The organism is Methylorubrum pseudosasae (assembly GCF_029504475.1).
Classification (GTDB): Bacteria; Pseudomonadota; Alphaproteobacteria; order Rhizobiales; family Beijerinckiaceae; genus Methylobacterium; species Methylobacterium extorquens.
The window spans coordinates 986,194-1,008,241 of record NZ_JAQGDU010000002.1 but is presented as its reverse complement, the minus strand read 5'-3'; the positions used below and the strand labels follow the sequence as shown (position 1 = coordinate 1,008,241).

Sequence of the window (22,048 nt, the reverse complement as noted above, 5' to 3'; positions counted from 1 at the left end):
AGGCCGGCGCCCGTTCGCGGGTGGTCGGCTCGAACCCCGAGTGAGACCGGCTCGGCCTCTTCCCGTCAACAGGGCTGACAGCACGGATGCCGCGTCGCTTTTCACGGATTGCCTTCGTGGCGAGCCCCACAGCCGATGCGCGGGAGGCGGCGGACCTGCTGATGCGCCGCTACGACCATGTCTCGCCCGAGGAGGCGGATGTCGTCGTCGCGCTCGGCGGCGACGGCCTGATGCTTCAGGTCCTGCACCGCTTCATGGATGCGCCCAAGCCGATCTACGGCATGAACCGCGGCACGGTCGGCTTCCTGATGAACGAGTTCCGGGAAGAAGGCCTGCTCGAACGGCTGGAGGCGACCAAGCGTTCGACGATCCATCCGATGACGATGATCGCCACCGACACCGAGGGGAACAGCCACACGGCGCGGGCGATCAACGAGGTCTACATGCTGCGCCAGACCCACCAGACCGCGAAGCTGCGGGTCTCGGTGGACGACCATGTCCGCCTGCCGGAACTCATCGCCGACGGCATCCTCGCTGCGACGCCCGCCGGCTCGACCGCCTACAACCTCTCAGTCGGCGGACCGATCCTGCCGCTCAACGCGCATCTCCTGGCGCTGACGCCGATCTCGGCCTTCCGGCCCCGGCGCTGGCGCGGCGCGTTGCTGCCGAACCACGCGCGCATCCGCATCGACGTGATCGACGCCGAACACCGCCCCGTCGCGGCGGTGGCCGACCACACCGAGTTCCGCCGCGTCTGCACGGTGGAGACATGGCTCGACCACGCCACCGATCTCGTGCTGCTGCACGACCCCGGCCATAGCTTGGAAGAGCGCATTCTGCGCGAGCAATTCGGCTGATTCGCTCCGGCGGCCGACGCCGGACGCCCTTCAAGGGGTCCGGGCATGGGGTCAGCGTCAGCGTCCGGTCAGAAGTCGCTGGCGAGGCCCTTCACCTCCCAGTCCTCGTAGCGGACAGGCTCCAGGCCGCCGCGCCCGAGCATTTCGGGCCGCTCGGCGATCTTGGCCGCGCGGGCGTCGATCGCCGCCCGCCGCTCGGCCGCTTCCGCCAGCGCGCGCTGGGCCGCCGGGGAAAGGGCGCGCGAGGCTGCGTCCTTCTCCTTGGCATCCGCCTGCGTCATGCCGATCTCCTTCATTGCTTGCATCCCTCGCCGACAGATGTGACTGCGTCGGCTCCGGGGCGAGACCCCTCCGATCCCTTTTAGCCCAGAACGGCCCTTTACGCGTGGCACCGACCCCCAACCGCCGCCCGCCGCCCCCCTTTGACCCGTCGGTCCCCGGCCTTGCGGCACGCCATGCTGCGCGGGAAGCGGTGGCGACCCTGCTCGGGCCCGCCCGCGGCCTGGCGCTCGAGGACGCGCTCGCCCAGGCCGCCCGCGGCGCGGGGTTGGATGCGGGGGAAGCCGCGCTGGCTCGAGCGATCGCCACGGCGAGCTTCCGCCGCCTCGGCTTCATCAAGGCGGCGCTCGCCGCTCGCCTGCGGGACGGCTTGCCGGAAGACCGGCCCCACCTCCTTGCGTTGCTGGTGACGGGCGCGGCGCAGATCCTCGATCTGGCGGTGGCCGACCACGCCGCCGTCGATCTCTCGGTGCGCCTCGCCAAAGCCGATCCGCAGCTCCAGCATCTCGTGCCCCTCGTCAACGCCGTTCTGCGCCGGATCGCGCGCGAGCGTGATGAGATCCGGGCGCAGGAGAGCGATCCGCTCGCCCACAACACCCCGGACTGGCTCGCCCGGCGCTGGCAGGCCGCCTACGGCGAAGAGACGGCGCGCCGCATCGCCGTCGCACATCTCGAAGGTGCGGCCGTCGATCTCACGATTCCCCACGATCCCGAGACCTGGGCCGAGCGACTCGGGGGCATCCGGCTCGATCTCGGATCGGTGCGGCTCGCAGAGGTGCGGCAGGCGGTGGCCGAGCTTCCCGGCTACGCGGAGGGCGCATGGTGGGTGCAGGATGCCGCCGCCGCCCTGCCGGTGCGGCTGCTCGCGCCCGTCTCGGGCGAGCGCGTCGTCGATCTCTGCGCGGCGCCCGGCGGCAAGACGGCCCAGATGGCCGCCGCCGGCGCCGCGGTCACCGCGGTGGACCGTTCGGCCGTGCGGCTGGAACGCCTCGGGCGGAACCTCGAACGCCTCGGCCTCTCCGCCGAAGTGGTTACCGCCGATGCCCTCGCTTTGCCGGAGGACGCGCCCTTCGACGCGGTGCTTCTCGATGCGCCCTGCTCGGCGACCGGCACGATCCGTCGCCATCCCGATGTCGTCTGGACGAAGAGCGAGGCGGACGTGATCCGCTTGGCCGGCTTGCAGCGCCGCCTGCTCGACAAGGCCGCACGGCTGACGCGGCCCGGTGGGCGCCTCGTCTATTGCACCTGCTCCCTGGAGCCCGAGGAAGGCAGCGCGCAAGTCGCGGCGTTCCTGGCCCGCAATCCGGATTTCGAGCGGATCGCGATCACGCCCGACCGGTTGTCCGGCCATGCCGAGCTGATCGACGCCTCGGGCGACCTGCGCACCCTGCCCTCTCACGTCGTCGGCGGCATCGGACGAGCGGGTGGCCTGGATGGATTCTTCGCGAGCCTTCTGCGGCGGCGCGACTGAGCTCGCACACGTGATCCTGTGAACCGGTCCGTTCGCGGGCCGGACTCACAACATGCGGCTCAGATGCAGTAGGCCTTCAGTCCGGCCCCGACCGTGGCGAGACCCGTCACGAGCGAGAGACCGCCGGCCATCTCCATCCGGGCCGTCCAGCCGGGAAAGCGCGGCGCCTGTCCGGCGAGAGCGAGGCCACAGGTCAGGCTGACGAGGCTGAGCAGTGCAATCATTCATTGTCCCGATCGAGCGACCCGCGCGGCGCTGGTCCAGCCGTCATCAACACGGCCTTCCGAAGCGTTAACGCGCCCGCGGCGCTGCTGGGCATCCCCGCTACCCCCGTTCTCCACAGGTTCACCGATCACCCTGGGAAGACGACGCATCGACCGGGCGTGTCGAGCGCCCCGAGGTTGCATAACCTTTGTTACACAATCCCCGTTAACCAATCGTTCAAGTGGGTAAACAAAGCCTTAGCGAGGCCCATCGGATTGCGCTAAGTTTCTCCTGCACAACGAACTTCCCTCCCGTTTCGGCGGCTCCATGTCTCACGTGTCCAGCTTCTGGGTGCGCTCTCCTCTCATGCTTGCAGGCGCAGCAGGCTTTCTAGTTTTCGGGACCGGGGCGGCCAGCGCCCACGTCAAATGGTTTTGTGCCTTCGACGTCGCCGGGCAGCCCCGCGGCCTCGAACAGGTCCTCTGCGCCGACTTCGAGCTTCTCACCGGATTGGCCCTTGTCTGCCTGATGTTCGGCTGTCTGATGGAGGGCACGCCGCTCGGCACCGCGCTCCTCAACGCGCTGGACCGCGTCACCGCGCTTGCTCGGATCCATAGCGGCCTCATCGTGCGGGCGGTGGTCGGGTTCTTCCTCGTCTCGCTCTGGAACCTCGGCGGCATCATCCTGACGCCGGAACTGAAGACCGATGCCACCTGGATCCCGTGGCTCCAGCTCGCCATGGCCGCCGGTCTGCTCTGGAAGCGCACCCTTCCCTTTACCGCCGCCGGCATCGTGTTCCTGTTCGGCTTCGCTGTCTGGAACTACGGCGTGTTCCATCTCGCCGATTATCCGGTGTTCCTCGGCGTGGCCGCCTTCCTCGCTCTGACCGCCCTCGATCGCGAGCTGTTCGGCCAGCGCCCGATCGACGTGGTGCGCATCTCCGCCGCGATCACCCTGATGTGGGCCTCGGTCGAGAAGTGGGCCTACCCGCACTGGACCGATCCGCTCATCGCCGCCAAGCCGGCCATGACGATGGGCGCCTCGCCGGAACTCTTCATGCAGGCCGCCGGCATCATCGAGTTCACGCTGGCCTTCGCTCTGATCTGGACGCCCCTGGTGCGCCGCGCCTCGGCGATCATCCTGACGGCGGTCTTCATCTCGGCCATCTTCGAATTCGGCAAGGTCGACGCCATCGGCCACTCGGGCATCATCGCGGTCCTGATCGCCATCGCCGCCGACGACGTCCGGGTCCCCGCCACCCGCCGGGACGTGGTTCTGGCGCCGGTCTATTATGCCAGCGCGCTGATGCTGTTCCTCGGCGTCTACTACTTCGCGCACGAAGCCCTCTTCGGCGACGGCTACAGGATCGGCGCGAGCATGGCGGGGCTTCCGGTGATCTGATCCGACGCGGAACCCCGTTGTGCACAACGCTCGGGGGCGCCGCCTGGACAAGGCGGCGCCCCGAACCGTTCAAAGGGCAGCTGCATTCATCATCGACGAGAGACAGCAGCCCATCCCGGCCGCGCCAAAATGGTTTGCGAAAGATTTCCGGCAGCCTCGATTCACGTTTCGATAAGTTTAGCCGGGCCGGCGCCCCCATCATCTCGACACTGAAGCGCGAAATTGGCGATCAGTTCGAAAGCGCGAAAGAAGCATTTCGTTAAATACGCGCCGATGCATTTTCTCTGGACCGTTGCCGTTTAACCCGATGGCAAGCCGCCACCGCCGAAAGTCGGATCTCGAGATTGGCGCGGCATCGGACGGGATGGCATGAGACATCGTGAACAGACCGACGCGACGGACCGGGATCGCACGGACGGCGTCCACCTTCTGCCGAAGGCCGCCTCGTTCGGCGACCGCCCCCTCCGTGGGCTCGACTTCGCCTCGCAGGATTGCCTCGGCCTCTCGACCCACCCGGAGATCGTGGCCACCGCCGCCGACACCCTCCGCCGCTTCGGCGTGCGCAGCGTCTGCGCCGCGGCCGAGGCCGGCGATCCCGGTCTCTCGGTGGCGTTGGAGCGCCGGATCGCCGACTTCCTTCAGATGGAGGAGGCTCTGCTCTGCGCGACCGGCCGTGCCGCGGCCCGCACCGTGATCCGCGGCCTCGTGCGCTCGACCGACCACGTGGTGATCGACGCCGCCATCCGGAGCGGCCTCCGGGAGAGTGCCGAGGCGGCCACCGCACACCTCCGCCCGTTCCGCCATCTGGATGCCGAGCATTGCCGCGCCCGGCTCCGGGCCATCCGGGCGCGCGACGCCGAGAACGGCATCCTCGTCGTGACCGAGAGCCTGTCGCCGCTCGATTCCGGAACGCCGGACCTCGCCGCCCTGCGCACGCTCTGTGACGAGTACGGTGCGACGCTCCTCGTGGACGTCACCCAGGATCTGGGCTGTCTCGGCGAGGACGGGCGCGGCCATCTCGGCCTCCAGGACATGCTGGGCAAGGCCGACTTGGTCACCGGCAGCTTCACGAAGAGCTTCGCCTCGAACGGCGGCTTCGTCGCCGCCCGCACCCGCGCGGTCACGGCCTGTCTGCGGGCCTCTGAGGCCGACGCGCAGGCGCTCTCGCCGATTCAGATCGCGGTGCTCCTCAAGGCCTTCACCCTCATCGACGAGGCCGACGGGTGTGAACGCCGCGCCCGGCTGATGCGCAACGTGCTGAACCTGCGCACGGCCCTGCGGGAGCGGGCGCTGACCGTCTGCGGCGAGCCCTGCACCAGCGTCTCCGTCGCGATCGGCTCCGGCGAACTCGCCCGCCTTGCCGCACCGCGCCTGATCGAACTCGGCCTGCTGGTCGATCTCACCGCGTCAGGCGAGGCCAGCCGCCTGCGGATGCACGTCACCGCCGAGCATTCCGACGCGGAGATCGCACGCGCCGCCCTCGGCGTCGCCGAGGCGCTGGACCGGGCGCGTGCCGATCTGGCCGAGCGATCGCGCCGGCCGAACCTGCTCGTCGCCGCCTAGTCACGGCGACGGGAACGCCGTTTGTACGAAGCCGGTGATCGTGGCTTCGGAACGGAATCGTCAGAGAATCATCCCACGGGCGTCGGCCTCGCTCTCGACGGCGTCGAGCAGCGCACGGGATGCGATCAGGCGGCGATCGATCATCGGGTCGGTGAGCCGGTCGATCCAGAGCGGCCACGTCGCACGCGCCGCCGAGGTGCGATCTTCAAGATCACTGCGGACGACCCGCAGATAGGGCGCCGCGCCGGGCCCGAGTCTGTCCAGGGCCAGGCACAAGTCGCGGCGGAACTCGTGCGAGATCCGGGCGAGCCCGGCATGGGCGGTCTCGTAGGCACCGATCAGGGCATGGGCGTGCCCGACCGCCTCCTGGGGATACATCGTGCGGAACATGGGGTGTGTCTCGCAGGGACCATCCACGCGAGGGCCTTTCGATCAATGCGCGGAAATGCACTCGGTTCTGATTGCGACATCGATAATGTTCGAGGGCGCAGGCCAAGCTCGACCGTGATCGGGCACCTGATTCCGTGGTCGAGCTTGGCTTTTCCGCTGCTCTGATCTTGTGCAGCGCATTGTTGACACTCGCCGCACGTGATGCGACTGCGCCGCACCTTAAACGGAGTTCCCGACGATCCGGGTACCGCCAGTCCCTCTCGTGACGGCGACGGTACCGCGTGACATCGGACGGGACACCGATCCGCCGGTGCATCCGTTCCGGCGCCGAGGCGACGGGACGACATGACGCGAGCGTTCATTTTTCCGGGTCAGGGCAGTCAGGCCGTCGGCATGGGCAAGGCGCTGAGCGAAGCGTTTCCGGCAGCCCGCCAGGTGTTCGAGGAGGTCGATGCGGCGCTCGGCCAGAACCTCTCGCGCCTGATGTTCGAGGGTCCGTCCGACGAGCTGACGCTGACGGCCAACGCCCAGCCGGCGCTGATGGCAGCGAGCCTCGCCGTTTTGCGCACGCTGGAGGCCGAGCGCGGCCTGGATCTCGCGCGCGATGCGGCCTTCGTCGCCGGCCATTCCCTCGGTGAATATTCGGCGCTCGCAGCCGCCGGCACCTTCTCGATTTCCGATACCGCCCGCCTGCTGCGGATTCGCGGCGAGGCGATGCAGCGGGCCGTCGCGCCGGGCATCGGCGCCATGGCTGCGCTGATCGGGCCCGATCTCGCCACCGCCCGCAACATCGCCGGCGAGGCGGCGGAGGGTCTGGTCTGCGATGTCGCCAACGACAACGGTGGGGGGCAGGTCGTGCTCTCCGGCCACCGGGAGGCGGTGGAGCGGGCGATGGCGCTGGCACAGAGCCGCGGCGTGCGCCGCGCGGTGCTCCTCAACGTCTCCGCCCCGTTCCATTGCGCGCTGATGGCGCCCGCCGCCGAAGCGATGCGCCGAGCACTGGCCGAGGTGCCGATGCACGCCCCCGCCGTGCCGGTCTATGCCAACGTCACCGCCGGCCCGCTCACGGAGCCGGACGCGATCCGCAACGCGCTGATCACCCAGGTCACCGGCACCGTGCGCTGGAGCGAGAGCGTCGCCGCCATGGCCGGGGCGGGCGTCGACCGCTTCTTCGAACTCGGCGCCGGCAAGGTGCTGACCGGCCTCGTCAAGCGGATTGCGCCGGGCGCGACCGCGAGCGCGGTCGGCACGCCCGACGACGTCGCCGCCTACGCCTGAGCGTCTCTTACGAAACGCCCCTTGCCGTCGTGCCCAAGGGCAGACGATCGGTGACCGGGCGTTTTATGAGGCACTCCGAATTTCCACGACGACCAGAAGAGCCGACACCATGTTCGACCTCACCGGCCGCAAGGCCCTCGTCACCGGCGCGACCGGCGGACTCGGCGGGGCGATCGCCCGGGCGCTGCACGCGCAGGGCGCCCATGTCGCGCTGTCCGGCACCCGCCGCGCGGTACTCGACGAGCTGGCGGCAGAACTCGGCGGCGAGCGCGTCGCGGTGGTCGAGGCCAACCTCGCCGACAAGGAGGCGGTGGAAGCGCTGCTTCCGGCCGCCGAATCAGCGCTCGGCGGCCTCGACATCCTGATCAACAACGCCGGCATCACCCGCGACAACCTCTTCATGCGGATGAAAGACGAGGAATGGGAGGCGGTGCTCAACGTCAACCTGACCGCCGCCTTCCGCCTGTCGCGCGCCGCGCTTAGAGGGATGATGAAGCGCCGCCACGGACGCATCATCGGCATCGGCTCGGTCGTCGGCGCCACCGGCAATCCGGGCCAGGGCAACTACGCCGCTGCCAAGGCCGGGCTGGTGGGCATGACCAAGGCTCTGGCGGCCGAGGTCGCGACGCGCGGGATCACGGTCAACTGCATCGCGCCCGGCTTCATCAGTTCGGCGATGACCGACGCGCTCAACGAGAAGCAGCGCGAGACGATTCTCACCCGCGTACCCGCCGGCCGACTCGGCACCGGCGCCGAAATCGGGGCCGCCGCAGTCTATCTCGCCTCGGAAGAAGCGGGTTACGTGACGGGCCAAACGCTGCACGTCAATGGCGGCATGGCGATGTACTGAGAATGTCCACAAAGAGGTGTTCCAACCGGAAAACCACGGCGATGAACGCTTTCTGAACCGCCACTCGCCAGAGCGGAAACCCTGTGTTAACACCCGGCTCAGCCGTGCAGGGGAGTTGACGGTTCAGCGGGTTGCGGCTTTTTCCAAACCACGCGCGATCGAACACCGGCCGTCCAAAACAAGCCCCGAAGTGGGTGAGGCGGCCACGGCGCTTTCGTCAGAAGCACACACCATCACGATCGAGAAGACGAGGACCAACAACGATGAGCGATATCGCCGAGCGCGTGAAGAAGATCGTCGTCGAGCACCTGGGCGTCGAGCCTGAGAAGGTCACCGAGGCCTCCAACTTCATCGACGATCTCGGCGCCGACAGCCTCGACACCGTCGAGCTGGTGATGGCGTTCGAGGAGGAGTTCAACGTCGAGATTCCGGACGACGCGGCCGAGACCATTCAGACGGTCGGTGACGCGATCAAGTTCCTGGAAAAGAACTCCGCCTGAGGCGGTGGGCTCGTGCGGGCGGGGTCGATGAGGCCCCGCGCGCCGTCACGTTTTGAACAAAGCGCCCTGCGGGACGGAACGGTCCTTCAGGGCAAAAGCGTCCTTTAGGGACTTAAGCGGATCGGTTGGGATCGTGCAATGCGGCGGGTGGTGATCACGGGACTAGGGATGGTTTCGCCGCTGGGTGGCAGCGTCGAGCATACCTGGAGCCGCCTCATCGCCGGTGACAGCGGAGCCTCCGCGGTCACCGCGTTCCAGACCGACGACCTCGCGTGCCGGATCGCCTGCACGCTGCCCTTCGGCGACGGCTCCAACGGCACCTTCAATCCCGATCTGTGGATGGAGGCCAAGGAGCAGCGCAAGGTCGATCCTTTCATCGTCTATGCCATGGCCGCTGCCGGCCAAGCGCTCGACGATGCCGACTGGCATCCGAAATCCGACGCGGATCAGGAGGCCAGCGGCGTCCTGATCGGTTCGGGCATCGGCGGCATCGGCACGATCTACGACGCCTCCGTGACCCTCCACGAGAAGGGTCCGCGGCGCATCTCGCCCTTCTTCATTCCCGGCCGAATCATTAACCTCGCCTCGGGGCAGGTTTCGATCCAGCATGGGCTGAAGGGCCCGAATCATGCGGTCGTCACCGCCTGCTCCACCGGCGCGCACGCCATCGGCGACGCCTCGCGGCTGATCGCGCTCGGCGACGCCGACGTGATGGTGGCCGGCGGCACCGAAGCGCCGGTCAACCGGCTGTCGCTGGCGGGCTTCGCCGCCTGCCGCGCGCTCTCGACCGGTTTCAACGACCAGCCGACCAAGGCCTCCCGGCCCTACGACCGCGACCGCGACGGCTTCGTCATGGGCGAAGGCGCGGGCATCGTCGTGCTCGAAGAGTACGAGCACGCCAAGGCGCGCGGCGCCAAGATCTATGCCGAGGTGATCGGCTACGGCCTGTCGGGCGACGCCTACCACATCACCTCGCCGGCCCCGGACGGCGACGGCGGCTACCGCTGCATGAAGGCGGCGGTGAAGCGGGCCGGGATCGATCCGTCCGAGATCGATTACATCAACGCCCATGGCACCTCGACGCCGCTCGGCGACGAACTGGAGCTGAAGGCCGTCGAGCGTCTGCTCGGTGATGCCGCCTCCAAGGCGTCGATGTCATCAACGAAGTCGGCCATCGGCCACCTGCTCGGCGCCGCCGGGGCGGTGGAAGCGATCTTCTCCGTGCTCGCCATCCGCGACGGCGTCATGCCGCCGACGCTGAACCTGGACAATCCGTCGGTCGAGACCGCGATTGACCTCATCCCGCACGAGGCCAAGCGCAAGCGCGTCGACACGGTTCTCTCGAACTCGTTCGGCTTCGGCGGCACCAATGCCTCGCTGCTGATGCGCCGGGTCGCCTGACGACAGCCTCGGCAAACTTGGCCTTGGCAATCTGGGCCTGAACGCGCGTCGGCTGCGGCGGCTCTGCCGCAGACAACGCCATTTCGCCACAAAACTGCTTACACTGCCTCACAAAACGCCCGGTCCACGAGCGAGCGTTTCGTGAGAGACACTCGAGGCTTCGTCCATCGTGCCGCGGCGTCGCACGCTCCGCCCTCGGGTCGAGCGACCGGCGCCGAAGGCTCTGGACGGACCTTCGCGTAGGGCTACAGCAGGATTCCGGATGTTTCGCAGACGACAAGAGCCGCCGTCTCCGCCGCCCGCTTCCGAGGAGCCGTCGCTTCCGAACCGGCCTTCGCCGCGCAGCCCGAGCGAGGCCATCAAGCCCACCGTCGCCCCGGCCCCGCCCGAGAAGCCCGAGCGCCGCCGCGGCGGCCTGCTCGCCACCATCAGCGGGTTCCTCACCCTCGGCGTCGTCCTCGCGCTCGGCGCCCTGATCGGCCTGACCCTGCTCAATCGCCAGACCTCCGAGCCGGGGCCGCTCTCCGCCGATAAGGTTGTGGTGATTCCCAGCCGCAGCGGGACCTCGGAGATTGCCAGCATCCTCGCCCGTGAGGGCGTGATCGATCATCCGAGCCTGTTCGAGATGTCCGCCCGCTTCGGCGGCAAGGGGCCGCTGAAGCATGGCGAGTACATGTTCAAGGCCCATTCGAGCGTGAAGGACACGATCGAGACCCTGACCAACGGACGTCAGGTCCAGCACGCCATCACCTTCCCCGAGGGCCTGACCTCGGAGCAGATCGTGGCCCGGCTCGGGGACAACGACATCCTCTCGGGCGAGATCTCCGAGACGCCGCCCGAGGGCTCGCTTCTCCCCGACACCTACAAGTTCGAGCGCGGCGCCACCCGCCAGCAGATCCTCAACCTGATGCGCTCCAAGCAGCGCGAGGTGCTGAACCAGATCTGGCAGCGCCGCAGCCCCGAGGTGCCGGTCAAGACGCCCGCCGAGATGGTGACGCTGGCCTCCATCGTCGAGAAAGAGACCGGTCGGGCCGACGAGCGTCCGCGGGTCGCGGGCGTGTTCGTCAACCGGCTGCAAAAGCGGATGAAGCTGCAATCCGATCCGACCATCGTCTACGGCCTGGTCGGCGGGCGCGGCACCCTCGGGCGCGGTATCATGCGCTCGGAGATCGAGCGGGCGACCCCCTACAACACCTACGTGATCGAGGGCCTGCCGCCCGGCCCGATCGCCAATCCCGGCCGTGCGGCTCTGGAGGCGGTCGCCAACCCGTCGCGGACCAAGGATCTGTTCTTCGTCGCCGACGGCACCGGGGGCCACGCCTTCGCCGATACGCTGGAGGGTCATCAGCGCAACGTCACCCGCTGGCGGCAAGTCGAGCGGTCCCGCCAGCAATCGCAGCCGGCCGATCCGGGCGCGGTCGACAAGGTCGATCCGAACACCGCCGAGCCCAATTCCGGCCAACCCGGCGCCGCTCCCGGCCGCGCCTCGGCCTATGCGCCGGGCTCGAACTCGGCCTTCGCGATCGACGGCGCCAGCGATGGCGGTGCGGGCGGCCCGCGTCCGAAGGCCTTCGATGCCTCCGAAGGCACCCGGCTCGATCCCCTGCGCAACAAGACCTACGACCTCGGGTCACCGAAGACGGTGCCGGCACTCCGCAACCCGTAGCGGTAGAGACAGCCCGTCGCCGGTGCGGCTCACGGGTCGTGCGCCGCTTCGACGGATCGGGTCCGAAGGCTCCCGCTGCCCAAGGCGGCGACATCGAGCTGGTCGAGGGAAGTCACGACGAGGTCGGCGCCGGCCGCCCGCAGCAGGGCCTCGTCGCCGAGGCGGGCGATACCGAGGCTGGCCATTCCGCCGGCCTGCGCCGCCCGGATGCCCGCTGGCGCGTCCTCCACGACGAGGCATTCGGCCGGCGGCACGTTCACGGCTTTGGCAGCGAGCTGAAACAGGGCGGGGTCGGGCTTGCCGCGCGGCACGTCGCGCCCGCTGACATCCGCATCGAACAGCGACCGCAGCGTGCACCCATCGGGTAGGATCACGCGGGCCAGCACCGCATCGGCGTTCTTCGAGGACGAGGCGAGCACGGTGCGCAACCCGGCATCCCGCAGCTCGACCGCGAGGCGAATCGCGTCCGGAAAGGCCACAAAGCGGTCCTCGGCAATCAGGCGGTCGATCACCGCCTGCTTCCTCTCAGCAAACGCTGCGGCATGGGCGTCGGCGTCGCCGAGACGCTCCAGCGCGGCCCGCGCGCCCTCCAGGCGCGGCTTGCCCGCGACATGGGCTTGGTAGAAGGCCGTGGTGAAGCCGGTCGGATCGGCGAACTCCGCCAGGGCTTCGCGCCATGCCTGCTCGTGGGGCGAATCCACCAGCACGCCATCGACGTCGAAGATCACCGCGCTCAGCTTTCGGGGCACAGCATCACGGTTGGGCGGCATGGTCGTCCCCGGCCGGCCGGCGGATCGCTTTCGTGACCGAAGGCTCCGCTCCCGACAGGCGGACGTCTTCCTCGACATGCCAGAGGGTCAAGCCTTCGCCCGCCAGCAACGTGTAGGTGGCAGAGGCGTGGCTCAACGCGACCCGGATCGTCTGGCCGCGCACCGTCAGGGTAAAGCTCAGCCGCGTCCAGGCATCGGGCAGGCATGGTTTGAAGGTGATGCGCCCGCCCGTATCGCGCATCCCGGCAAAGCCGTAGACCAGAGCGAGCCACGTGCCGCCCATGGCCGCGATGTGAGCGCCGTGCATCATGTTTCCGCCGATGTCGGAGATGTCCATCGCTACGGCGAAATTGAAGTAATGGAACGCCTTCTCGCGCAGGCCGATCTCGTTGGCGACAATGCTTTGAATGCAGACGGACAGAGACGAGTCGTGGGTGGTCAGCGGGTCGTAATACGCGAAGTTCCGTTGCTTGGCCTCGGGCGTAAATTGCTCGCTCAGCAGGAACATCGCCATGACCATATCGGCCTGCTTGATCACCTGCACGCGGTAGAGGTTCAGCGGGTGATAATGCAGTAAAAGCGGATAATGATCCTCCGGCGTCCCGGCGAAATCCCACTTCTCCAATTCGAGAAACGTGTCGTCCTGCGGGTGGACCTTCAGCGCCTCGTCGTAGGGGAGGTACATCCGCTCGGCCGCCTGATCCCAGGCATCGGGTTCGTCTGGATCGAGGCTGGTGCGACGCACGAGGGCATCGAAGCTAGCGGGGTGGTCGCGCTCCAGCATCCGCACGGTTTGGGCGGCGTAGCGCATGTTTTCCCGAGCCATCAGGTTCGTGAAGCAGTTGTTGTTGACGAGCGCCGTGTATTCGTCCGGCCCCGTCACCCCGTGGATGCAGAAGCGGCCGCCCATCCGCTCGGAGAAGAACCCGAGATCGCACCACAGGCGCGCGGTCTCGACGAGGATCTCGGCGCCGTAGCGGCACAGGAAATCGACATCCCCGCTCACCTCCACATATTTGCGAAGCGCGTAAGCGATGTCGGCGTTGATGTGATACTGCGCCGTCCCCGCAGCATAATAGGCGGAAGCCTCGCGCCCGTTGATGGTCCGCCACGGGAAGGTCGCGCCGCGTTGCCCGAGTTCCCGGGCCCGGTCGCGGGCGCAGTCGAGCATGTCGTAGCGGACCTTGAGCAGGCTCCGCGCCATCGGCGGATTCGTGTAGATCAGGAACGGCAGAACGTAGACCTCGGTGTCCCAGAAGTAATGTCCCTCATAGGTCCGCCCGGTCAGTCCGCGGGCGGCGATGCCATGGCCTTCCGCCCGCTCCGAGGCCTGCATCAACTGAAACAGGTTCCAGCGGATCGCCTGCTGTATGCGTGGGCTGGCCGACTCCACCGTCACGTCGGCCCGCTCCCAGAAGCGGTCCATGTCCCGCCTTTGGCGCGCGACGATCGAGGAGATGCCGCTCTCGACCGCGTGGTCCAGCGTCCATGCCACCTGCGACCGGATCTGCTCGGGCGCCACGCTGCCGGAGTAGTGGTAGCTCAGGCATTTCTGGATGCGGATCACCCCGCCGGGGGCGAGAACGCCGCGTAGGACGACGGTGGCGAGATCGTCGTCGCAGGTGGCCCGTACGGCGAGGGGGCAATCGGCCGTGACGACATGGTCCATGCCGCAGCCGAGCACCAGCCCCGAACTTCCGGTGCGATAGCTGAGGATCGAGCGCAACGCCTCCGACTGCGTTCCGGTCGGATGCAGGACACGCCCGACGAACCCCTCCGCCAAGCGGGGATCGCTGGTATCGGTGGCCAGGGGCTGATCGTTCCGCAACTCGGACGCGATCACCACCGCCACCTCGGCGTTCTCGGCCGTGAGTTCATAGGTGATGGCGGCGAGATGGCGATGCGCGAAGGAAACGAGGCGGAGCGTGCGCAGAGTCAGGCGCTTGCCCGCAGGCGTCACCCACGACACGTCCCGGCTCAAAGTGCCGGCCCTGAAGTCGAGGACCCGGCGATACGAGAGGATCTCGGCCTCCGGGAGGGTGAAGGGCTCGTCATCGACGGAAAGCTTCAGGACCGTCCCGTCGGGACAGTTCAGGATGCTCTGCCCGACGGTCGGAAAGCCGTAGGCGCGCTCGCCGTAGACGATGGGGCGATACTCGTAGAAGCCGTTGAGATAGGTGCCCGGCTCACGGACCGGCATCCCCTCGTCGGTGACCCCGCGCATCCCGAGATAACCGTTCGACAGGGCGAACATCGTCTCCGCCTGCCCAGTGAGTTCGCGCGCCATCCGGCCGTCGTAGCGGACGGCCTCGACCGCCCAGGGGTTCGGGGGAAACATGTCGGTGGGTGGAATGAGGCGCGGGCGCAGCATCGGTCGTCCGTTCTCTCCGTTTCGAGGGAAGTCGCCGCCGCGCCATCGTTTGCGCGCCGATGGCCGGCGTCATCGGCATCGATGGCGTCGCCCCGGGGCCGGATGCAGCGGGATGGCATCGGCCGTGGTCTCCAGGGGCACAGCGACGGCGTCAGGTGCTCTCGTGTCGTGACCGATCACCTCGGACCGGTCGATATGATCAAACCTCTGTTGTCGCGTTTTCTTGCCTGCTGAAGCGGTCGCCATTTCGGCTAAGCGCGGGAGTGCCTGTTGAAGCGGCGAGACCAGGGTTCTGTGAAACGATTGCTGATTTCGTTGACAAATAACCTGTCGGAATACGAACTGAACGCCTCTTTTCGACTCAGGGGAGGCCGTGACAAAGCTCGCGCAACAGCCGAGGTAGAAACCGTTGCGCTTTTGCAAATGCAGGCTGCGCGACGTCGGTTCCCGCACCCGACAGCAGTCGCGACAGGTTTCAGCCCACCATCTTAGCAAATCTGCGCAACCAGACCGAATTGTCCGTGTTGAACGACAGGTGCACGGGCCTTCCATGCATGAGATTTCATTTATTGATCAAATGTTATCGGGATAAGTTGGCAATCATTCTACCGCCATGCTCTCGATAGAAGTCCAAGATCATCATTTGCTGCTTTGGAAGAGTTTTTATTCCTTCGGCAAGGTCGGGCCGGCAGCGGCTCGCCCGATTGGATACGCGGTCGATAGAGGGAAGAGGTTGGATGCGATCCTGGATCTCGCGGCCCGTACAACTCGACCAAAACCGTTCGCGAGGCATTGCGACGAGGCCGTCGATCGCCACGGCCGTCGCTCCGCCTTCTCCTGACGCGGCTCCGGCGTGGAATTGAGATGCGCGACAGCATCCTCGTCGTGAATGCGGGCAGCTCGTCGATCAAGTTCAAGCTGTACCGCATCGAGGGCGCCGATCTCGCGCCGAGCTTGAGCGGGGGGATGAGCGGGATCGGCAGCACACCCTCGCTGAAGGTGACGGACGGGAGCGGCGCCCTCTTGGAGGAGCGCCGGCTTGAGGCCGACGAGGTGCCCGATTCCTCGGCGGCCCAGCACCATCTCGCGGATTGTCTCGTGCACCATCTTGGCGACACGACGATCGTCGCGGTCGGGCACCGGGTCGTCCATGGCGGAGCGGATTTCGCGGAGCCGGTGCTGATCGATGACGCCGTGTTGCGCCGGCTCGAAACCTTCATTCCGCTGGCGCCGCTCCACCAGCTCGGCAACCTCGATCCGATCCGTGTGCTGCGGCAGCGCCGGCCCGATCTGCCGCAGGTCGCCTGTTTCGATACCAGCTTCCATCGCGGCCATCCGGAATTGTCCGATCGGTTCGCCCTCCCCCGCTTCCTCCATGACGAGGGCGTTCGGCGCTACGGCTTCCACGGCCTTTCCTACGAATACGTCGCCGGGCGCTTGAAGGAGATCGCGCCGGAAACTGCGGACGGGCGCGTGGTGATCGCCCATCTCGGCTCCGGCGCCTCGCTCTGTGCGCTGAAGGAGGGCCGAAGCCAGGAAACCACCATGAGCTTCACCGCTCTCGACGGCGTGCCGATGGGAACCCGCTGCGGTGCGCTCGATCCCGGCGTCGTGCTGCATCTCATCGAGCATCGGGGCATGACGCCGGCCGAGGTCGGGCACATGCTCTATTACGAGAGCGGGCTGCTCGGCCTGTCCGGCCTCAGCAACGACGTGCGGACGCTGCTGGCGAGCGACCGGCCCGAGGCGGCCCTGGCGGTCGCCTTCTTCTGCCGGCGCGTGGCGCAGGCGGCTGCCGCCCTCGCCGTGACGCTCGGCGGCCTCGACGCCTTCGTCTTCACGGCCGGGATCGGCGAGAACGCGCCCGAGATCCGGCGGCGCATCATCGCCGATTTGAGTTGGGCGGGTTTGATCCTGAGCAATGACGCCAACGGTTCGGGCGTCGCAAGACTCGATGCATCGGGAAGCCGGGCGCAGATCTGGGTCATCCCGACCGACGAAGAGCTTATGATCGCGAAACACACGATGCGTCTGCTGGATCGAATCGCGTCAGGGGCGAGGGCATGAGGCGGACGAGGCCGGGCCCCAGGGCGCGCGGGGCCCTGCTTGCGATCCTGCTCGCCACCGGTTTCGCCGTCGCGACGCCACCACCATCCCTCGCGCAATCGCGCCTGAAGCAGTTGATCGACCGTCTGCGCGGCCAGAAGATGCCGGACGGCATCGCCAAGTCGAACGGGCGCATCGAGGCGACGCAGGTCGATGTCGCCGCGAAATATGCGGGCCGAATCTCGAAGCTCCTCGTCAAGGAGGGCGACGAGGTGAGCGCGGGGCAGGTCGTCGCCACGATCTCCTCGCCCGAGACCGAGGCGCAGTTGCGCGGCGCCCAGTCCCAGGTGCTGCGGGCCAAGAAGAGCCTCGCCGAGGCCGTCGCCCTGATCGCCCAGCGCAACAGCGACCTCACCTTCGCCGACGCCGACTACAGCCGCGGCAAGGAGCTGGTCGGCAAGGGCTACATGGCCAAGCAGATCTTCGACCAGCGCAAGGCCAAGGCCGAGGCGGCCAAGGCGGCGCTCGACGCCGCCAAGGCGCAGGAGGATCAGGCCAAGTTCGCCGTGCAGAGCGCCGAAGCCGACGTGCAGCGGCTGGAGGCCATGCTGGTCGATCTCGTGCTGCGGGCGCCCCGCGACGGGCGGGTGCAGTACCGGCTGGCGCGGGAGGGTGAGGTGGTGGGCGCCGGCACCCGCATCCTGACGCTGCTCGACCTCTCGGACGTCTACATGACGATCTACCTGCCGGCGTCGCAGGCCGGGCCGCTGGCGCTGAACGACGAGGCCCGCATCATCCTCGATCCGGTTCCGCAATACGTCGTGCCGGCGACGATCAGCTTCGTGGCTGCCGACGCGCAGTTCACGCCCAAAAGCGTCGAGACCGAGGAAGAGCGCGAGAAGCTGACCTTCCGCATCAAGCTCCAGATCGATCCGCAGGTGCTGAAGACCTACCGCAAGCGGGTGAAGACCGGCGTGCGCGGCATCGGGTTCGTGCGCATCAAGGGCAACGTCGCGTGGCCGCCCGACCTCGCCGTGAAGCTGCCGTGAGGCCGGCATGAACGACGCGGCCGAGATCGCCCGGCTCGACCATGTCTCGCACCGCTACGGCCGGACGGTCGCGCTCGACGACGTGTCGCTCGGCCTGCCGGCGGGGCGCATGGTGGGGGTGATCGGGCCGGACGGCATCGGCAAATTCGACCCTGCTCGCCCTGGTCGCGGGGGTGCGCCGGATCCAGACCGGCCAGGTTCTGGCGCTCGGCGGCGACATGGCGGAGCGACGCCACCGTGCGGCGCAGGGCGCGCGCATCGCCTACATGCCCCAGGGACTCGGCCGCAATCTCTACCCGACGCTCAGCGTCTTCGAGAACATCGACTTCCACGGCCGGCTGTTCGGACAGGGACAGCGCAAACGGCGGACCCGCATCACCGACCTGCTCACAGCGACCGGCCTCGAACCCTTCGAGGCGCGGCCCGCCGGAAAGCTCTCCGGCGGCATGAAGCAGAAGCTCAGCCTCTGCTGCGCCCTCATCCACGATCCCGACCTGTTGATCCTCGACGAGCCGACCACCGGCGTGGACCTGCTCTCGCGGGGACAGTTCTGGGACCTGATCGGCTCGATCCGGGCGCGCCGGCCCGGCATGAGCGTCGTCGTCGCCACCGCCTACATGGACGAGGCCTCGCGCTTCGAGTGGCTGGTGGCGATGGATGACGGAAAGGTCATCGCGAGCGGCAGCCCCGCCGAGCTGCTCGAGCGGACGGCCAAGCCCGACATGGAGGCGGCCTTCATCGCGCTGCTGCCGCCCGAGAAGCAGGCGCAGCACAAGGCGGTGGTGCTGCGGCCCCGCCCGCCGGGGCTCGACGCAGAGCCGGCGATCGAGGCCGAGCACCTGACGCGGCGCTTCGGCAGCTTCACCGCGGTCGACGATGTCAGCTTCCGTATCGGCCGCGGTGAGATCTTCGGCTTCCTCGGCTCGAACGGCTGCGGCAAGTCCACGACGATGAAGATGCTCACCGGCCTCCTGCCGGCCACGGAGGGCACCGCGCGGCTGTTCGGCCGGCCCGTCGGCAGCAACGACATGGAGACCCGGCGCAACGTCGGCTACATGTCGCAGGCCTTCTCGCTCTATAGCGAGCTGACCGTGCTGCAGAACCTCGAGCTGCACGCCCAGCTCTACCATCTGCCGCCGCACGACCGGCCGGTGCGGATCCGGGAGCTGCTCGACCGCTACGAGCTGGAACCCGTCAAGGACGCGCGGCCCGACAGCCTGCCGCTCGGCATCAAGCAGCGGCTGCAACTCGCGGTGGCCGTTTTGCACCGGCCGGCCATGCTGATCCTCGACGAGCCGACTTCGGGCGTCGATCCCATCGCCCGCGACGCCTTCTGGCGCACCCTGATCGACCTCTCGCGCGACGAGGGCGTCACCATCTTCCTGTCCACCCACTTCATGAACGAGGCGGAGCGCTGCGACCGCATCTCGCTCATGCATGCCGGCCGGGTGCTGGCCGTCGGCACGCCCGCCGACCTCGTGCGCGAGCGCGGCAGCACTTCGCTGGAGGATTGCTTCATCGGCTATCTCGCCGAGGCCGCCGGCATCGACCGGGAGGAACCGGCTGCTCCGCCAGCGGATCTCCCCGCCGCCTCTACTCGGCCCGCGCCGCATCGCCACCTGTTCGATCCGCGCCGGCTCTGGGCCTATGCGAGGCGCGAGACGATGGAGTTGCTGCGCGATCCCATCCGCATCGCCTTCGCCTTCATCGGCCCGATGCTGCTGTTGGTCGCCTTCGGCTACGGCATCTCGTTCGACGTCGAGAACCTGCGCTTTTCCGCCTTTGACCAGGACAACAGCCCGGAGAGCCGGCAGCTCACCGAGGCCTTCACCAGTTCGCGCTACTTCAGCGAACAGGCGCCGATCCGCTCCGCGACCGAACTCGACGAGCGCTTCCGCAGCGGCACCGTCCAGATCGCCCTGGAGATCCCGCCCCGGTTCGGCCTCGACCTTCAGTCCGGCCGGGTGCCGGAAGTCGCCGTCTGGCTCGATGGGGCGATGCCGTTCCGGGCCGAGACCAGCCGGGGCTACGTCACCTCGCTGGCGAGCCAGTACGCTCAGCAACTGGTCATCGAGCGCACGGGCGCCGCGGCAACGGGCAAGACCGTGAGCGTCGAGACGCGCTTCCGCTACAACCAGGCCTTTCGCAGCGTCAACGCCATGGTGCCGAGCGTGATGATGCTGCTGCTCATCCTGATCCCCGCCATCATGTCGGCCATCGCAGTGGTGCGCGAGAAGGAGACGGGGTCGATCGCCAATTTCCGCTCGACGCCGGTCACCAAGTTCGAGTTTCTGGTCGGCAAGCAGCTTCCCTATATCGGCATCGCAATGATCAGCTTCCTGCTGCTGGTCCTCGTCGCGCTGATCGTGTTCGACGTTCCGGTGAAGGGCTCGTTCATCGCCCTGGCGCTCGGCACGCTGTTCTACGTTTCGGCCACCACCGGGTTCGGCCAGTTCATCTCGACCTTCATGAAGACCCAGGTCGCGGCGGTCTTCGCCACCGCGCTCCTGTCGATCATCCCGGCGGTCAACTTCTCCGGGCTTCTGGTGCCGATCTCCTCGCTCTCGGGCAGCGCGCGGATCATCGGGCTTTCGCTGCCGCCGGCGTGGTACCAGCCGGTCACGGCCGGCGCCTTCACCAAGGGCCTGCCCTTCATCGAACTCGCGCCCAATATCGCGGTGCTGGCGGGCTTCGCGTTCCTGTTCCTCGTGCTGTCGCAACTGCTCTTGCGCAAGCAGGAGGCGTGACATGGCCGCTCCCGCCCAAGCTCCTGCCCAAGCCCCCGCTCGCACCCAAGTCCCCGCCCCCGCGCCGCTCGGCTTCGGCACGCACGTCGCCAACGTGTTCCGCCTCATCGTCAAGGAGTTGCGCAGCATCCGGGCCGATCCGGTGATGCTGTTCCTCGTCGTCTACGCCTTCTCCTTCGCCATCGTCTCCGTCGCCTCCGGCGCCTCGACCGAGGTGCGCAACGTGAGCATCGGCGTGGTCGACGAGGATCACTCCGACATCTCGCGGCGGATCGTGAGTGCCTTCAACCAGCCGCTGTTCAAGGACGTCGTTCTGATCGGCCCCGAAGAGGTCGATCCCGCCATGGATACCGGCCGGCTGGTCTTCGTGATCGATCTGCCGCCGCGCCTGCAGCGGGACGTGCTGTCCGGCCACCCGACCTCGATCGAACTCGATGTCGATGCCACGGCCATGACCCAGGCCGGCAACGGCTCGGTCTACATCCAGACCATCATCACTCAGGAGATCGCCGCCTTCGCCGCGCGCAGCGAACTCAACGACACGGCACCGGTGCGGGTGGTGACGCGGGCCAAGTTCAACCCGAACCTCCAGACGAGCTGGTTCACCTCCGTGATGCAGGTGATCAACAACATCACGCTGCTGACGGTGATCCTCACCGGGGCGGCGCTGATCCGCGAGCGCGAACAGGGCACGGTGGAGCACCTGCTGGTGATGCCGCTGGTGCCGGTCGAGATCATGCTCGCCAAGATCATCGCCAACGGGATGGTGATCCTCGTGGCGGCGGGGTTCTCGCTGCTCATCGTGGTCGAGTGGTGGCTCGGCGTGCCGATCGCCGGCTCCATCGCCCTGTTCCTGTTCGGGGCGGGCCTCTACGCCCTCGCCGTGGCGGCTTTGGGCATCCTACTCGGCACCATCGCCACCTCCATGGGACAGTTCGGCCTGCTGGTGATCCCGGTGCTGCTGCTGATGCAGCTTCTCTCGGGCAGCAGCACGCCGATGGAGAGCATGCCGGTCTGGCTTCAATATCTCGTGCAGACCGTGAGCCCGACGCCGCACTTCGTCGCCCTCGCCCAGGCCGTGCTCTACCGCGGCGCGGACCTTTCCATCGTCTGGCCGCAGCTCCTCGCCCTCGCGGCTCTGGGCAGCGTCTACTTCGCCTTCGCCCTCGCCCGCTTCCGCCGCGTGATCTTCGGAGACTGAGCGC

The 22,048-nt window shown here is 67.8% G+C and carries 17 protein-coding genes and 1 pseudogene; 13 read left to right on the top strand and 5 right to left on the bottom strand.

The window, feature by feature from the left end; genetic code table 11:
* Positions 1–86 precede the first annotated feature (86 nt).
* Positions 87–857 (top strand): NAD kinase, encoded by a 771-nt coding sequence (locus M2437_RS05590; protein ID WP_003604954.1) that lies wholly within the window; start codon positions 87–89, stop codon positions 855–857.
* Between the two features lie 68 nt (positions 858–925).
* Here M2437_RS05590 and M2437_RS05585 read toward each other — a convergent pair whose 3' ends face one another.
* Positions 926–1,153 carry a DUF1674 domain-containing protein gene (locus tag M2437_RS05585; protein WP_253386766.1) on the bottom strand — a complete coding sequence of 76 codons (228 nt, stop codon included), beginning with the start codon at positions 1,151–1,153 and terminating at the stop codon, positions 926–928.
* Between the two features lie 89 nt (positions 1,154–1,242).
* On the opposite strand from M2437_RS05585, the gene M2437_RS05580 reads away from it, so the two are divergent.
* Positions 1,243–2,607 (top strand): RsmB/NOP family class I SAM-dependent RNA methyltransferase, encoded by a 1,365-nt coding sequence (locus M2437_RS05580; protein ID WP_253386765.1) that lies wholly within the window; start codon positions 1,243–1,245, stop codon positions 2,605–2,607.
* Positions 2,608–2,666: 59 nt separating this feature from the next.
* Here the strand turns inward: M2437_RS05580 and M2437_RS05575 are convergent, their stop codons facing one another.
* Positions 2,667–2,831 carry a hypothetical protein gene (locus M2437_RS05575; protein ID WP_003599969.1) on the bottom strand — a complete coding sequence of 55 codons (165 nt, stop codon included), beginning with the start codon at positions 2,829–2,831 and terminating at the stop codon, positions 2,667–2,669.
* Between the two features lie 346 nt (positions 2,832–3,177).
* Here M2437_RS05575 and M2437_RS05570 point away from each other — a divergent pair, with 346 nt between their 5' ends.
* Positions 3,178–4,212, top strand: coding sequence for a hypothetical protein (locus M2437_RS05570; RefSeq protein ID WP_253386764.1), 1,035 nt, complete (start codon positions 3,178–3,180; stop codon positions 4,210–4,212).
* 369 nt (positions 4,213–4,581) lie between these two features.
* Complete coding sequence (locus tag M2437_RS05565; RefSeq protein ID WP_253386763.1) at positions 4,582–5,775, top strand: aminotransferase class I/II-fold pyridoxal phosphate-dependent enzyme; 1,194 nt, start codon at positions 4,582–4,584, stop codon at positions 5,773–5,775.
* Between the two features lie 60 nt (positions 5,776–5,835).
* Here M2437_RS05565 and M2437_RS05560 read toward each other — a convergent pair whose 3' ends face one another.
* The gene (locus M2437_RS05560) at positions 5,836–6,165 is read right to left on the bottom strand and encodes a hypothetical protein (RefSeq protein ID WP_003599975.1); all 330 of its coding nucleotides are present in this window, start codon (positions 6,163–6,165) and stop codon (positions 5,836–5,838) included.
* Positions 6,166–6,510: 345 nt separating this feature from the next.
* Between M2437_RS05560 and fabD the strand changes: the two genes are divergently transcribed.
* The 5 genes from fabD (at position 6,511) to mltG (ending at position 11,860) form a co-directional block, all read left to right on the top strand.
* On the top strand, positions 6,511–7,443 hold the full coding sequence (gene fabD, locus M2437_RS05555) for an ACP S-malonyltransferase (RefSeq protein ID WP_253386762.1): 933 nt from the start codon (positions 6,511–6,513) through the stop codon (positions 7,441–7,443).
* 109 nt (positions 7,444–7,552) lie between these two features.
* Positions 7,553–8,293, top strand: coding sequence for a 3-oxoacyl-[acyl-carrier-protein] reductase (gene fabG, locus M2437_RS05550; protein ID WP_012252330.1), 741 nt, complete (start codon positions 7,553–7,555; stop codon positions 8,291–8,293).
* A 263-nt stretch (positions 8,294–8,556) separates the two neighbouring features.
* Positions 8,557–8,793, top strand: coding sequence for an acyl carrier protein (locus M2437_RS05545; protein WP_003599981.1), 237 nt, complete (start codon positions 8,557–8,559; stop codon positions 8,791–8,793).
* A gap of 138 nt (positions 8,794–8,931) precedes the next feature.
* Positions 8,932–10,194, top strand: a complete 1,263-nt coding sequence (gene fabF, locus M2437_RS05540) for a beta-ketoacyl-ACP synthase II (protein WP_003599984.1) — start codon at positions 8,932–8,934, stop codon at positions 10,192–10,194.
* Between the two features lie 262 nt (positions 10,195–10,456).
* Positions 10,457–11,860: an endolytic transglycosylase MltG gene (gene mltG / locus M2437_RS05535; RefSeq protein WP_003599985.1), complete on the top strand. Its 1,404-nt coding sequence runs from the start codon at positions 10,457–10,459 to the stop codon at positions 11,858–11,860.
* Positions 11,861–11,889: 29 nt separating this feature from the next.
* Here mltG and M2437_RS05530 read toward each other — a convergent pair whose 3' ends face one another.
* Together M2437_RS05530 and M2437_RS05525 are read right to left on the bottom strand one after the other, a co-directional pair.
* The gene (locus M2437_RS05530) at positions 11,890–12,630 is read right to left on the bottom strand and encodes an HAD family hydrolase (RefSeq protein ID WP_253386761.1); all 741 of its coding nucleotides are present in this window, start codon (positions 12,628–12,630) and stop codon (positions 11,890–11,892) included.
* Positions 12,614–15,001, bottom strand: a complete 2,388-nt coding sequence (locus M2437_RS05525) for a glycoside hydrolase family 65 protein (RefSeq protein WP_253386760.1) — start codon at positions 14,999–15,001, stop codon at positions 12,614–12,616. Before M2437_RS05525 ends, M2437_RS05530 begins: the two co-directional genes overlap by 17 nt.
* A gap of 864 nt (positions 15,002–15,865) precedes the next feature.
* Here M2437_RS05525 and M2437_RS05520 point away from each other — a divergent pair.
* The 4 genes and pseudogenes from M2437_RS05520 to M2437_RS05505 all read left to right on the top strand — a co-directional run bounded on the left by M2437_RS05520 (position 15,866) and on the right by M2437_RS05505 (position 22,044).
* Positions 15,866–17,068 (top strand): acetate/propionate family kinase, encoded by a 1,203-nt coding sequence (locus tag M2437_RS05520; protein WP_253386759.1) that lies wholly within the window; start codon positions 15,866–15,868, stop codon positions 17,066–17,068.
* Positions 17,065–18,096, top strand: coding sequence for an HlyD family secretion protein (locus tag M2437_RS05515; RefSeq protein ID WP_253386758.1), 1,032 nt, complete (start codon positions 17,065–17,067; stop codon positions 18,094–18,096). The genes M2437_RS05520 and M2437_RS05515 overlap by 4 nt, the downstream gene beginning before the upstream one ends.
* Before the next feature lie 7 nt (positions 18,097–18,103).
* Positions 18,104–20,843 (top strand): annotated as a pseudogene (rbbA, locus tag M2437_RS05510) (ribosome-associated ATPase/putative transporter RbbA).
* A 1-nt stretch (position 20,844) separates the two neighbouring features.
* On the top strand, positions 20,845–22,044 hold the full coding sequence (locus tag M2437_RS05505) for an ABC transporter permease (RefSeq protein ID WP_253386756.1): 1,200 nt from the start codon (positions 20,845–20,847) through the stop codon (positions 22,042–22,044).
* Positions 22,045–22,048 lie beyond the last annotated feature (4 nt).